The 12,950-nt window shown below is 69.0% G+C and carries 11 protein-coding genes and 1 pseudogene; 6 read left to right on the forward strand and 6 right to left on the reverse strand.

Annotated elements, in window-relative coordinates; all coding sequences use genetic code 11:
* Positions 1-78 precede the first annotated feature (78 nt).
* Complete coding sequence (locus ACN469_RS12755) at positions 79-1,053, reverse strand: alpha/beta hydrolase family protein (protein ID WP_498767552.1); 975 nt, start codon at positions 1,051-1,053, stop codon at positions 79-81.
* Between the two features lie 117 nt (positions 1,054-1,170).
* Between ACN469_RS12755 and ACN469_RS12760 the strand changes: the two genes are divergently transcribed.
* Positions 1,171-2,067, forward strand: a complete 897-nt coding sequence (locus ACN469_RS12760; RefSeq protein ID WP_498767554.1) for a LysR family transcriptional regulator — start codon at positions 1,171-1,173, stop codon at positions 2,065-2,067.
* Between the two features lie 28 nt (positions 2,068-2,095).
* On the opposite strand, the gene ACN469_RS12765 is transcribed toward ACN469_RS12760, so the two are convergent.
* From ACN469_RS12765 to ACN469_RS12780, 4 genes are all read right to left on the reverse strand, one after another.
* The gene (locus tag ACN469_RS12765) at positions 2,096-2,971 is read right to left on the reverse strand and encodes a helix-turn-helix transcriptional regulator (RefSeq protein WP_498767555.1); all 876 of its coding nucleotides are present in this window, start codon (positions 2,969-2,971) and stop codon (positions 2,096-2,098) included.
* A 170-nt stretch (positions 2,972-3,141) separates the two neighbouring features.
* Complete coding sequence (locus tag ACN469_RS12770) at positions 3,142-4,731, reverse strand: glucose-6-phosphate isomerase (protein WP_498767556.1); 1,590 nt, start codon at positions 4,729-4,731, stop codon at positions 3,142-3,144.
* 179 nt (positions 4,732-4,910) lie between these two features.
* Positions 4,911-5,810 carry a sterol desaturase family protein gene (locus tag ACN469_RS12775; protein WP_498767558.1) on the reverse strand — a complete coding sequence of 300 codons (900 nt, stop codon included), beginning with the start codon at positions 5,808-5,810 and terminating at the stop codon, positions 4,911-4,913.
* 21 nt (positions 5,811-5,831) lie between these two features.
* Positions 5,832-6,506, reverse strand: a complete 675-nt coding sequence (locus ACN469_RS12780; RefSeq protein ID WP_498767560.1) for a TetR/AcrR family transcriptional regulator — start codon at positions 6,504-6,506, stop codon at positions 5,832-5,834.
* 430 nt (positions 6,507-6,936) lie between these two features.
* On the opposite strand from ACN469_RS12780, the pseudogene ACN469_RS12785 reads away from it, so the two are divergent.
* Positions 6,937-7,302 (forward strand): annotated as a pseudogene (locus ACN469_RS12785) (M23 family metallopeptidase); the annotation flags it as partial.
* Between the two features lie 183 nt (positions 7,303-7,485).
* Here the strand turns inward: ACN469_RS12785 and ACN469_RS12790 are convergent.
* Positions 7,486-9,183: a GTPase gene (locus ACN469_RS12790; protein WP_498767562.1), complete on the reverse strand. Its 1,698-nt coding sequence runs from the start codon at positions 9,181-9,183 to the stop codon at positions 7,486-7,488.
* Positions 9,184-9,308: 125 nt separating this feature from the next.
* Here ACN469_RS12790 and ACN469_RS12795 point away from each other — a divergent pair, with 125 nt between their 5' ends.
* The 4 genes from ACN469_RS12795 to ACN469_RS12810 all read left to right on the forward strand — a co-directional run.
* A complete protein-coding gene (locus ACN469_RS12795) occupies positions 9,309-10,205 on the forward strand; it encodes a dimethylarginine dimethylaminohydrolase family protein (protein ID WP_498767564.1) in 897 nt (298 codons plus the stop codon).
* Positions 10,198-10,989: a hypothetical protein gene (locus tag ACN469_RS12800; RefSeq protein WP_498767566.1), complete on the forward strand. Its 792-nt coding sequence runs from the start codon at positions 10,198-10,200 to the stop codon at positions 10,987-10,989. The genes ACN469_RS12795 and ACN469_RS12800 overlap by 8 nt, the downstream gene beginning before the upstream one ends.
* Positions 10,990-11,113: 124 nt before the next feature.
* Entirely contained in the window at positions 11,114-12,439 is a 1,326-nt protein-coding gene (locus ACN469_RS12805; protein WP_498767568.1) for a DUF4150 domain-containing protein, read from the forward strand.
* Positions 12,440-12,442: 3 nt separating this feature from the next.
* Positions 12,443-12,950 (forward strand): SMI1/KNR4 family protein (locus ACN469_RS12810; RefSeq protein ID WP_498767570.1); only part of this gene is annotated, 508 nt, incomplete at its 3' end.

A 12,950-nucleotide genomic window follows, 5' to 3' on the forward strand; every position in this document is an offset into this window, starting at 1 on the left:
TCTTGCCGCGCGCGGAGGGGACGCCTCGGTGCCAGAGCCGTCTCCGGCGCGGTACTTCTGTCCGTCGACCGACGTGGGTCAGCGCGGGTTGGCGGGGCGCGGGGTGAGCGCCTGGGTGGCGAGCCACTCGACGGCGTCTTCCCACAGCGTGTCGCGGAAGTTCTCGCGGAAGAAGCCGAAGTGGCCGATGGGCTGGCCCACCTGCTTGGGCGTCACCCGACGGTGCTCCACCAGCGCGTCCGCGTAGAACGACAGCAGGTGCTCCACGGCGGCCTTCGAGGCGATGGGGTCGTCCGCGAAGCTGTAGGCCCTGAGGGGCAGGTACAGGGAAGCGAAGGCGTCGCGGCGCGGCTCACCGCCCTCGCCGAGCAGGTAGTCCGGAGACAGGCACCAGCGCGCCCACTGCGTGGCCACGCCCGCCGGCAGGTCCTCCGCCGTCCCCGCCCAGCCGGGCAGCTTGCCGAAGGCACGGGTCAGCACCGGCGTCAGCACGCGCCAGTTGAGCGCCATGCGCAGCCGCTGGGGGAAGAGCTTGTAGTAGCCGGAGCCCGCCGCCACGCTCAGCAGCGCGGACACCTCGCGCGCGTTCTCCGCCAGCCCGAGCAGCTGGCCGCCCACGCTGTGGCCCACCATCAGCAAGCGGCGGCCCGGGAAGCGCTCGCGCATCGCGGCGATGGCGCCCGCGAGGTCCTGGCTCCCCCAGTCCTCCATGCGCGCGCCGAAGCCCGAGAGGGTGTCCGGGCGCGAGCCGCCGATGCCTCGGTAGTCGAAGGTGACGGTGGGGAAGCCCCGGCGCGCGAGGAAGGACGCGAAGCGCGAGTAGTACCGCTGCCGTGCTCCCGTGGCACCGACGACGAGCACCACCGCGCCGACCTCCGCGCCTTCGTGCGGGAAGAGGGTGGCGGACAGCGTGTAGCCGTCCTGGGCCTTGAGTCGAAAGGGGACGCCCGGGCTCGAGGCCTGGGTGACCGCCGTCAGTCTGTCCTCCTGGGGGATGCTCCGCACCGAGGGGACCGTGTCTTGCTCCAGCGCCGTCGCATGAGACATGGACATCGCGTTCTCCTGTCGTTCGCGCGGGGCCGCCAAGGGGGCCGCCGCTTCCAGGTTCGGAGATAGCGCCGGAAGTGCTGCGGGAATGCAGGGCTTTGCTGCACCATTGCAGGCATGGATATGCGATGGGACGACCTGCGCTACCTCCTCTCCGTGGCACGCCAGGGCTCGCTCGCCGGGGCGGCCCGAGAGCTGCGGGTGGATGCGACCACGGTGGGCCGACGACTGGCGGCGCTGGAGAAGGCGCTCGGCACGCGGTTGGTGCTGCGAGGCTCGCGCACGTTGGGGCTCACGGAGGACGCCGAGGCGGTGGTGGCGCGAGCGCGGGAGATGGAGGACTCGCTCCGCCTGCTCCATGACTCGGTCTCCGGAGAGGCGAAGGCCGAGGGCACCGTCCGCCTCGCGGCCACGGAGTACCTGGCCCAGGCCCTGCTCGTCGCACATCTGGGAGAGCTGCACACGCGCCACCCCGGGCTGAACCTGGAGCTGGTGGTGGGCACGGACGTGGTGGACCTCCAGCGAGGCGACGCGGACCTGGCGCTGCGGTTGACGCCACCCCGAGGCGATGCGCTGGTGGTGCGCAAGGTCGGCGAGATTGCCTTCGCCATGTATGCCGCGCGCGGTTACCTGCGTCGCCGGGGTGCTCCTCGGCCCGGAGACTTTCGCGAGCACACGGTGCTCGTCTACCGCGCGTCCCTCACGTCCGGGGAGGAGTCCGAGGAACTCAAGCGGCTGACGTCGGGCGGGCGGCGACTGCTCCAGAGCAACAGCACCGCGGTGCTGCGCGAGGCGGCGGCGGCGAGTCTGGGCGTCGCGCTGCTGCCGTGTCTCTCGGGAGAGAGGGACCCTCGGTTGACGCGCGTGGGCGCGGGAGTCGTGGCGAAGCGGCCCTTGTGGCTGACGTTTCACAAGGATTTGCAGCGCAGCCCGCGTGTGCGCGCGGCTTCGGACTGGGTGGCGGAGCTGTGTCGACGCGAGAAGGCGGGGCTCGCGGGGACGGCGGCGGCGTCGCGATAGGTTTCGGCGCGGGGTCCGTCGAGTCACCTCACCCGCGCGCGGACGCGAGCACGGTGTCGGCCCAGTCCTTGGGGGCCGCCTTGCGGAAGTTCGAGGGAGAGCTGCCCACCTCTCGGCGGAAGGTGTTGATGAAGTTGGAGAGGTCTCCGAAGCCCACGTCGAAGGCGATGTCCGTCACGGGCCGCGAGGTGTCGCGGAGCAGCTCCAGCGCGCGTCGCACGCGGGTCTGCAACAAGAGGCGATGGGGTGTCACACCCGTCTCGCGCTTGAACACGCGGAGGAAGTGATACGGGCTCAAGCCTGCCACTCGCGCGAGCTCCTCCAGTCGAAGCTCGCGCGCGGAGCCGAGCTCAATCGCATGCAGGGCCGCATAGACGCTGTCCCGGGCCGCGCGGTTGTCGCGTGTCGTCTCGGACTTGGGGGCACGCCCGAGCAGCGTACCGACGTTGGCCGCGAGCGCGAGCCCCAGCTCCTCCAGCCCCAGCGACGCGCCACCGGAGGCCAGCTGTTGCTCGGCGAGGTGTCGGAGCGCCTCGACCCTCGACGAAGGTGGGAGCACCGACCTCGCGAAGTACCTGCGAGGCGCCCCGCGAGGAGGACTCCCCACCAGCTCCTCGAGCGCGGCCTCGTCGAGGCGGAAGACGACGCAGCGGTCTCCGCCCGCGTGCTCGTGCGAGATTTCGTACTGCTGCCCGGGATTCGCGAGCATCGCGAAGCCGGTGGTGAGCAACCGGGGCCCCTGTTCGCTGCGGAAGCCGAACACGCCCGAGCGCACCAGCGCGATGGAGGTGTGAGTGAACTGCTCGGGTTCGACTCGAGCGCCCTTCAGCGCGCGGCAGTGGTACGCGAAGACGCGCACGAGTCCGGCATGTGCCACTTCCCGAAGCGGCGGGGTGGGCTGCATGAAAGCGCTCGTCGACCGACTCATGCCTTCAGCCTAGGTCGAAGTCCCCGCTGGCGGTCCAGGACAACCGCATGCCCCACCCCTGAGCAATTTTCCCCAAGTGGCCCCAGGGGTGACTCGCTACACAAGAGCCCGGCGCTGATGAAGCACGCCGGGCCCCGCGGTGCGTCTCACTTCACCTGGAAGCGGGCCTCCGAGGGGCTCGCGCCACCCGAGCGCTGCACGCCGCGCCCCGGGTTGGCGGCCAGGTGCTCCAGCACCTTGAACACCGTCTCCACCTCGTCGGGCTGGCCGATGTCGTTGGCGAGCTGCTCGGCCGTGCGCGCCGACGCGCGAGCATCCAGGAGCCGCGCCGTGAGCTTCTTCTGGAGGTCCAGCACGCTCGTGGCCGCCTTCTTGCCCGCCTCCACGCCCGGCTGGTGGTACGCGTTGATGTGCACGAGGCTCGCGTACAGGCCCACCGCGCGCTCATAGAGGGCAATCAGCGCGCCCACCGTGCGCGGACTCACATCCGGGACGGTGAGGGTGATGGACTCGCGGCCCTTCTCGAACAGCGCGCGGCGCGTGCCCAGCAGGAAGCCGAGCAGGTAGTCCCCGCTGGTGATTCCTCGCTCCACCTCCATGGACTCGCCGTCGCGGTCCTTCAGCACCTCGATGAAGGTGGCGAAGAAGTTCGGCACGCCCTCACGGAGCTGCTGCACGTACGCGTGCTGGTCCGTGGAGCCCTTGTTCCCGTAGACGGCGATGCCCTGGTTCACCACCTTGCCGTCCAGGTCCTTCTCCTTGCCCAGCGACTCCATGACGAGCTGCTGGAGGTAGCGCGACATCAAGAGCAGGCGGTCCTTGTACGGCAGGATGACCATGTCCTTCAGGCCCTTGCCGTCGCCTGCGTGGAACCACATCAGCGCGAGCAGCGCCGCCGGGTTCTTCACCGCGTCCCGCTGCCGCGTCGCCACGTCCATCTCCCGGGCGCCCGCCAGCATCGCGTCGATGTCCAGGCCCTGGAGCCGCGCGGGCAAGAGGCCCACCGCCGACATCACCGACGTGCGTCCGCCAACCCAGTCCCACATCGGGAAGGTGCGCAGCCAGCCCTGCTTCTTCGCGTGAGCGTCCAGCTCGCTGCCCGCGCCCGTGACGGCCACCGCGTGCTTGCTGAAGGCGAGCCCCTGCTCCACATAGGCGCGCTCGGCCTCCAGCATGCCGTTGCGCGTCTCCTTCGTGCCGCCGGACTTGCTGATGACCACCGTCAGCGTCTCGGCCAGCCGGGCCCCGAGCTGTCCCAGCGCCCGGTCCATCCCATCCGGGTCCGTGTTGTCGAAGAAGGACACGGACAGCTTGTCGTCCCGCGACGTCAGCGCGTCCGCCACCAGCTGGGGCCCGAGCGCCGAGCCGCCGATGCCCACGAGCAGCAGATGTGTGAAGCGCGACGCCTTCTGCGGCTTCAGCTTCCCTTCGTGCACCTCGCGCGCGAAGGCGTGCACGGTGGCCACCGTGTCGGTGATGTCCTTGGCCAGCGCCGGCTCCGGGGCCAGCTCGGGCGCGCGCAGCCAGTAGTGGCCCACGCGGCGGTTCTCATCCGGGTTGGCGATGGCGCCCTTCTCCAGCGCCTCCATCTGGGAGAAGGCCTCCTCCAGGCGCGGGCTCATCCGCTCCAGGAAGTCCGCGGCGAAGCCCATGCGCGAGACGTCGAGGGAGAACCCCAGCGACGGGACGACGCTCAGATACCGCTGGTACCGCTCCCACAGCTCACGCTCGGTCATGACTCGTCCTCCTCCTTGGGGGTGCTCGCGCGAAAAAGAGGCGGCTGGCTTAGCGCCTCCGCTCGCGTGAGGGAAGCCGAACACGCGCGCGACGCGAGGACTCGACACCCGGGGAGGGCGCAGTGCTCAACACCCCCCACTCCCGAGGGAGTCAGAGGCACCCCTGGCGGGGCCTCATGTCAGGCCGACGGGCGCACCGGCTCCGCCGTCGGAGGGTTCGCGGGCGGCGCGCTCCGCTCGTCTGGCTTCCAGGCGGGATTGCGGAAGACGTAGCTCAGCCGCTGCTTCAAGGAGCCTGGCTTCATGGCGTCCCTGGCGATGGCGAAGAACTCGTGGAAGGCGATGCGAAACGGGTTGTACGTCTCCAGGTTCTTCGTCAGCCCGTAGACGGGCTTCTCGCCCTCGGGTTCGAAGGTGCCGAACAGCCGGTCCCAGATGATGAGGATGCCCGCGTAGTTCTTGTCGAGGTAGCGCGGATTGGACGCGTGGTGCACGCGGTGGTGCGACGGCGTGTTGAGCACCCACTCCAGCGGACGCGGCAGCTGGCGGATGGCCTCGGTGTGAATCCAGTACTGGTAGAGCAGGCTCACCGACTGCTGGACGACAATCATCACCGGGGAGAAGCCGAGCAGCGCCAGCGGCGCCCAGAACACCCAGCCCGTGGGGTTGGTCCACGTCTGCCGCAGCGCCGTGGTGAGGTTGTAGTGCTGGCTGGAGTGGTGCACCACGTGCGACGCCCAGAAGAAGCGGCTCTCGTGGTGGACGCGATGGAACCAGTAGTAGCAGAGGTCCTCCGCGAAGAAGAGCAGCACCCAGGCGAGGATTCCGGTGCCCACGCGCAGCGGCGTCAGGTTGTAGAGCGCCAGGTAGCCGGCGAAGGCGATGCCCTTCCACACGACGTTGATGAACACGTTGCCCAGGCCCATGGAGAGGCTGGCGGCCGAGTCCTTCAAGGCGTGCCCCGCCACCTCGCGGCCCTCGTCACGCAGCTTCTTCACCCACAGCGCCTCGGCCACCACCGTCAGGATGAAGACGGGAATGGCGGGAGTGATGAGGTCCGGAATGTGTGCGGCGTCCATGGGACACCTCCTTCGTGAGGCTCAGGAGCGGCGGCGTTGGCGCGGTCGACGTGTCGTAGGTGAAGAGAAAGCGCTGCGCATGAAGCGGGTGAGGGCATCGAGCATGCGGCGGTGGGCCGGGTCATCTGGACGCGCGCTGCCTCCGACGGCCGCGCCCTGCACGGCGTCCAGCGCCAGCTCCACCACGGAGTCGAACTCCGGGTAGGCGGTCGCCGCCTCGGGGAACAGCTCGCGCGCCACCCGGTGCAGGTTCTCCCGGTGGGGCCCATCCACGGCGACCAGCGCCACCTGGAGCGCAGTGTCCGTGCGCGCGGCCACATACAGCTCGATGGCTGCTTGAAGCTCCGGCCGCTGGTACGCGGCCCACAACATGTCCACCGCGGAGGCGATGCGGTCCTTGCTCGACGGCCGCGCGCCGACACCGGCCAGATAGTCCTGGATGATGCGCGGGAAGAGGTGCTCCACCGCCGCGGCGAGCAGCTCCTCCTTCGTGTCGAAGTGCGTGAAGAGCGCGCCCTGCGACACGCCCGCCCGCTTCGCGACCTCCACCGTCGTCAGGCGCGCGTGTCCCAGGTCCACCAACGTGTCGATGGTGGCGTCCAGCAGCTTGCGGCGCGTCGTCTCGCGGCGCTCCTGCTGCGTGCGGCGGGGAGGGCGGGGTGGCCCTTCAGTGGGGGATGCGCTCTTCACGGCCATCTCGTCGAAGCATAACTCCGATGTTAGTGAGTGACCAGTCACTATGTTGTGGCCGCTGGTAAGCGAGGGTGATCCACGGTGTCACCTTCGGAGGCACAGGTGAGACACGAGGGCCACTCCGTCCTGATGAGGCTCGCCTGGGCATTTTCGTGAAGGGCCGCCGAGCGGGCGGGGAGACAGGGGCCTGTTCGCTGAGGGTCATCCGCTCACTCGGCGGCGAGGGCTCCAAGCCCCACGGACGAGCGGACGGGCCATGGGGTCCCTGGTGATAGGCCTCGCGGGCACGAGATAATTGCGCAGGGAAATACCCCAGCCACTTGTCTCCGTTGTCCGCCGGCCCGATATGAACCTTCCCTCCGCTCTCCTTGTCGGCTCCCTCCTGGCGATGACGCCAGCGGCTACCAACTCGATTGCCTCCCCTGTGGGCGACATGCCCGAGGTCGGCGTCCCGTTCGCGTGTGGACGCATCCACACGGTGAGCCAGGGGCACGACACGGGCAGTCACCAGCACAACGACACGTATGCGTGGGACTTCCGGATGCCGGAGGGCACGCCCATCGTCGCCGCGCGTGAAGGTGTGGTGCGGCTGGCTCGCGGTGACAGCACGAAGGGCGGGTGTGATGAGAAGTTCGCGCCCTACGCCAACTACGTCGTCCTCTCGCACGGGGACGGGCTGGAGACGCAGTACCTGCACTTCAGCGCCGTGGTGGTGAAGCCTGGGGAGAGCGTGAAGGAAGGCCAGCTCATCGGCTTCTCCGGCTCCACCGGCTGGGCGTGCGGCGCGCACCTGCACTTCAAGGTGGCGCGTGAAGTGGGCAAGGGTTGGAACAACCCGTCCGTGCCCGCGCGCATCGCTGGCTATGGGGACCCGGTGCGCGAGACGCGCGTGGCCGCGCCCATCTGCCGTGACTCCGGTCGCGACACGCTCATGGCCACCACGGAGGGCGCGCACACGCCGGGCCAGCCGGTGGTGTCCATGTCACCGGAGCGCCAGGATGCGCCGCGCGGCCTCCCGCCCGGGGCGAAGGCCATCATCGACGGCCTCTCCCAGCCGCCCGCCCAGGGTGGCCAGGGCCTCGACGAAGCGCGTGCGCCCGCCGGCACCCGCACGGCGAGCGGCCCCAGCGAGACTCGCTGAGGCCAGCATCGCGCCCGCCCCCGCGAGCAGCGCGAAGAGGGCTCCCGCGTTGACGAAGTAGTCCAACGGCAACAGGGGGCCCTCCACGTAGGCACGCACCACGCGGTAGCCCACGTGTCCCAGCAGCACGAGCAGCGGCAGGTTGATGAGTGGCAGCACCAGCCAGCGCGCGGTGCGCCACCATCCCGCCACGGCCTCCGCCACGCCCGTCGTCGCCGTGTAGCGCCACGCGGCGGCCCGGGCCGCGCGGACTTCTTCCAACATCGTCTCCACGTCCGGCACGCCGAGCAACGACGGCTCCAGGCCTCCGGCGCGCGCCACGCTGCGGGCCTCGGCCAGCGCGGTGCGCGCGGCGGACTCCACGCCGAAGTCGTCGTCGAAAGGCTCAATCACCGCGCTCTCCGCGGCGCGCGCGCGGGTGTGTCCGCGCACCGCGTCCACCACCGTGGAGGCCGCCGCCACCGCGAGTCCCGCGGGGAGGCTGCGTCGGCTCACCAGCGCCGCCGCGCCCAGGCCGCTCGCGCCCCACAGGGAGAGGCGAAGGCCCCACGCGGCCGGGCCCCAGAAGCGTCCTCCCGCCTGTCGTCGCACCTCCGCCGCCAGGTGGCCGTGTGCGAGTCGGAGCCGCGCGTCGAAGTCCTCGCGCAGCCCGTCGGACGCCTTCGCCAGTCCGGAGTCCAGGGCGGTGCGAGTCTTCGCGAGCAGCGCGTCCGTCTCGTCGAGCGCGGCCTTCACGCGCGCTGACACTTCGTCGAGCGCGCCCATGGCGTTGCCACGTCGCACGCGCGCGGCGATGGCCTGGGTGGCGAGTCCTCGCAGGTGGAAGAGGAGCGGGCCGAACTCGCCGGACACGTCGCGGCCTTCCTTGGCGGCCAGCGCGCTGATGGCGAAGACGGGCACGTCCTGGGCGGGGAGGCCGAACTGCTCGGCGGCGACGCGGCGGACCTGGGCCTTGAGCGTCTCGCGTGACTCGGCCGACAGCTCGTCCGCGAAGTTGAGGATGAAGACGAGCGCGCGGCGGCGAGCGAACTCCGCGAGGAACTCCACCTGCGTCGCCTCGGCCACGCTGCCCCGGTGCATGACGACGAGCGCGACGTCCGCGCGCTCCAGCGCGGCGCGGGCCACGTCGCGATGGGTGGTGGCGACGCTGTTGAGGTCGGGCGTGTCGATGAACACCTGTCCGCCCCAGAGGGCCTGGGGGCCGGGCACGTACCTCGCCACGCGGGCGCCCGTCTGCGCGAGGGTGTCCGCGGCGGCGCCTTCGGGGGCGAAGACGGTGGCGGCGGTGCTGGTGGGCCGGTCCACGCCCTCGCGGGAGAGGGGCTGTCCGGCCAGGGCATTGAGGAGGGTGGATTTTCCCGCGCCGGTGGCGCCCACGAGCGCGACACCGAGTGGGGCGTCCCTGCTCGCGACGCCGCGCGCGTAGTCGTCCACGAGGCGCTCCAACCGCGCCGCATGCGGCTGGAGCGATGGCAGTTCCAGGGCGGTCTTCAAGAGGGACCGCAGGGCTTCGGGTTCGGGCAGGTTCGTCTCGTCCACGTGAGGGCAGCCTGTCCCGGCGTCGCGTCGAGGGCCAGCGCGAATGTGACGAGGCGTGCGCCAGCGTTCAATGGGGAGAGGTGGTGTGGCGGTCCTCCATGGGGGGAGGGTAGAAACGGAGGGTCATGGAACTCTTCCTCATGTCGCCCCCGGGGCGAGGCTGGGCGCTGCGAGGGCGGAACAACTTCCGCAGTCGCGAGGCGGGGCAGGTGGATGCGCGCAAGGCCCGGCGCGAGTGGCTGACGTTGGCGCGGGCCATTGAGGCGCGAGGTGGCACGGTGGTGGCGCTGTCGTCGCCGTCGGAGCTGCTGACGGGCATGCCGTACGCGGCGGAGTGCGGACAGGTGGTGGCGCGCGAGGGCGCGGCGCCGTGGTTCGTGTTGCCTCGGATGATGAGCGCGCACCGACAGGCGGAGAAGGAGCACTGGGCCGCGTTGGCGCGGCGCATGGGGTTCGAGGTGGTGGAGCCGGACGTGGGCATCTGGGAGGCCCATGGGGACGTGGCGCACTTCGATGGGGCCACGCTGTTGTTCTGGGGTGGGCGCACGACGCTGGATGGGCTGGAAGCCGCGTCGCGCTGGATTCAGGGCGAGGTGGTGCGCGTGCAGGTCCGCGAGCCCGCGTTTCACGGCAACATGGCGCTGCTGCCGTTGCCCGCCGTGGACCGCATGTTGGTGTGTCCGGACGTCATCGACGCGGAGTCGTATGCGCGGCTGCGCGAGCGATTTGGTGAGGAGCGGTTGCTCACGGTGACGGAGGACGAGATTCGTCGCTATGCCACCAACGGGTTGCCGGTGGGGAAGGACTTGCTCGCGCCCTCCGTTGTGCCGGAGGCGGTGAAGGCGCGGGTGGAGGCGCTGGGGATGGGCGTGGTGTCGCTCGACATGAGCGAGCTGTGTGAGAAGGGTGGAGGTTCCTCGCGCTGCCTCGTGTCGCGCGCGTGGGTGGAGGACGGCGCGGTGCGGATTCCGGACGAGGCGAGGCTGTCAGCCGTGGCGCGGGATATCGAAGCCGATGCGTGACACCGAGGCACTGGCGAGACAGGCCGAGGCATACTTCTCCGCGCATCCCGGTGTGTCGCTGATGGCGTTGGGGGCGGGTGAGCACGCGGAGGCGATGGACCTGTCGCCGTTGGGGTTGCAGGCGACGTATCTGCCCGCTGAGCGGAACCTGGAGTTGGCGGCGCAATACCTGAAGCTGAACCAGTTCGCCTTTGGAGGGATTGGTGTTCCGCGTTGGGTGCTGTCGGACCTGTACCTGATGCCGGGAGCGATTGGGTTGCTGCGCTGTCCCGCGCGGATGTTGAAGCCGGAGCTGCGCAAGCATCTGGGACTCGCGGACGAGGAGCCGGCCATCGGCGCGGCGTACTACGCGGCGCCGTCGATGACGCCGGGGCTGTTCATCGGCGCGTCACTGCTGAGCTTCCTGCCGGGGACGGGCGCGGGCGCGTGGGTGAAGACGCTGACCTTGCGCATGCTGCGAGCGACGCGGCTGCGCGGCGTGGCCCAGTGGGACAACCCGAGTGTGCGTGTCCACGCGCGACTGGGGCCCTTGCGACTGGTGGGCCGTGTTCCCGGAGGACACGAGTACGGCGAGCGGACCTTCGTCTACGAGACGGACCTGTCGGACGGCGCGCGCGTGGCGGAGGCGATGGAGCGTCGACTGTCGCTGGAGCCCACGCGGCGCATCGCCGTCACGGACCTGCCGGCGCTGAGCGCGCTGCTGGACCGCGCGGAGGCGGGTGAGGCGCTGTACCTCGTCCCGCCCGGTGTCCAGGAGGGACATGTGCTGGTGCGCGAGGGCTGATTCGTGACCCTGAGAGGACTGGAGTACCAAGTCAGTCGCCGTCCCATGTCACCCCGTAGCGCTACGCTTCGAAGACTCCAGTGTGGGAATGCGCCATGGTGTTGGTGGCGATGTGGGAGGCGCCATGGGTCGTGTCTATGCGAATGGCCGTTCGATTTTGCACAAGGGCGATGGCAATACTCACACGTCGGCGGCCCCAGATGTCTGCAAGGTGCCAACGCCGGGAGGACCGGTGCCCACGCCCTTCGTCAACTCCGCCGAGGACTCCATGCTCTCCAAGGGCAGCACGAGCGTGACCATCAGCGGACACCCCGTGGCACTGACGAGCTCCGAGTTGAGCGCCAGTTCCGGTGACGAGCCAGGGACCGCTGGGGGGCTCATCTCCTCCAAGCTCAAGGGGAAGATGGCGTGGGGCAGTGGCAGCGTCGACGTGAAGATTGAGGGACGCGGAGTGGTTCGCTACCTCGACGTCACGCTTCATAACGGGAACACCTTCAACACCACGTTCATCTCAGCAGGTGGTACGGGCCTGGCGTATGGGGACGACACGAGATGCACAGCGTGCGGCAAACCGCTCGATGTCCATCGTGTGCACGAGACTCCCGAAGTTGTCGCTCATGTGGAGACCGTGTTCACGGAGTTGATGAAGCGACTCCATGCACAGCGGCCGCTCATCGACGAATTCCTTCGGCTGAGAGAGAGGCGCAATTCGTTGGAGCGGGACTCTCTCGGGCGCTTCAAGGAAGCCCTGGCCCACTTGGAGCCGCAGAAGCTTCGGCGGAACGAATTGCTGACTCACCTCAAGTCCGCCGCTGTCGACGGCAAGGCGACGATTATCAGTCAGCTCTCAGCTCTTCAGGAGGAGTTGAAAACAAAAGAAGAGGGCCTCGCCAAACAACGAGCCGAGGAGCGCAAGCACATTCAGGTGATTGAACAGGAGATGAACTCCGTCAATGCGCGGCTCAAGGGCATGAGTCCTGTGTTGCGGCCGGACAAGAATGTCAGAACATATGTCCAGGGCTACATGTTGGGAGTGTGCGTCTGCAAATGCCCACAGTCCCCCCGAATGCTGGTGGCCTGTTCGGGCGACTCGGCACCTGGCTTTCAGGAGGCTGTAGCCACCACGCGGTTCACGCTCGTCGAAAGCTTCCGTGCGAGCGAGAGTCAGATGAAGGAACTGCTGAACCAGGGACGCGATAAATGGGAGTGCGCCGCCCCCAAGATCCTTCAGGCAGGTGGAGCATCGGGCCATCAGGTGAAGGCCATGTCCGAGCGCTATTTCTCCCCCATCATGACCTCGACAGTGGGGGTGGCGTTCAGCGTCATGGACGTCAACGGGGCGCGGAGCGTGGAGAAGGAGTTCAGTCATGGCGAGTCCGTCCCTTCGTGCGACACCTGCCAGCGACTGCTTCCCGAGATGCTGTGCAACCACTCCAAGGAATGCGCCTGAGCCATGGACGAACTGCTCGCATTGCTTGAGCGATATGCCCCGGGTTATCGCGACCAGATCGAGGGGTATCCTGCTCCGCTCCTGGATGAACTCGAAGAGGCCTTCGGACGAGCACTTCCACGCAGCTATCGCCAGTTCGCCGAGCACATGGGGGCACGAGGCGGGGCACTCCTCTCAACGGTCGAGGCCTATGACCCACTCTTGGACGTCGCCGACTTCTATCGGGTCATGCCGATGGAGATGCCGCCTCGTAGGTTTCTCTACCTCTTCGGCGATTCCTCTCCCCTGAGCCCCACGCCGTATTGGCTCGACCTGGAAGCCCCCTCCGAGGACGGGGATTGTCAGGTGGTGCGGATGCCCCTGGGAGAGCACGCCTGGAAGACGAAGTTGTCCAGGGACTACGTTAGCCTCAGGGAGCTGCTTTTCCTCTGGGCGATGGAGAACATCCATCTGCCGAGCTTTCCTCATCAGGCGCGATATCAACGCGGCCAGGGACAGCAGCCGGCGACAG

The sequence above is a fragment of the Corallococcus terminator genome (genome assembly GCF_049194865.1).
GTDB classification, from domain to species: Bacteria; Myxococcota; Myxococcia; order Myxococcales; family Myxococcaceae; genus Myxococcus; species Myxococcus terminator_A.

Excerpts from the sequence above, each read along its gene's own strand:
- ACN469_RS12765 (WP_498767555.1), bottom strand. The coding sequence starts at position 2,971 with ATGCAGCCCACCCCGCCGCTTCGGGAAGTGGCACATGCCGGACTCGTG.
- ACN469_RS12800 (WP_498767566.1), top strand. The coding sequence starts at position 10,198 with ATGCGTGACACCGAGGCACTGGCGAGACAGGCCGAGGCATACTTCTCC.
- ACN469_RS12780 (WP_498767560.1), bottom strand. The coding sequence starts at position 6,506 with ATGGCCGTGAAGAGCGCATCCCCCACTGAAGGGCCACCCCGCCCTCCC.
- ACN469_RS12760 (WP_498767554.1), top strand. The coding sequence starts at position 1,171 with ATGCGATGGGACGACCTGCGCTACCTCCTCTCCGTGGCACGCCAGGGC.
- ACN469_RS12805 (WP_498767568.1), top strand. The coding sequence starts at position 11,114 with ATGGGTCGTGTCTATGCGAATGGCCGTTCGATTTTGCACAAGGGCGAT.
- ACN469_RS12770 (WP_498767556.1), bottom strand. The coding sequence starts at position 4,731 with ATGACCGAGCGTGAGCTGTGGGAGCGGTACCAGCGGTATCTGAGCGTC.
- ACN469_RS12775 (WP_498767558.1), bottom strand. The coding sequence starts at position 5,810 with ATGGACGCCGCACACATTCCGGACCTCATCACTCCCGCCATTCCCGTC.
- ACN469_RS12755 (WP_498767552.1), bottom strand. The coding sequence starts at position 1,053 with ATGTCCATGTCTCATGCGACGGCGCTGGAGCAAGACACGGTCCCCTCG.
- ACN469_RS12795 (WP_498767564.1), top strand. The coding sequence starts at position 9,309 with ATGGAACTCTTCCTCATGTCGCCCCCGGGGCGAGGCTGGGCGCTGCGA.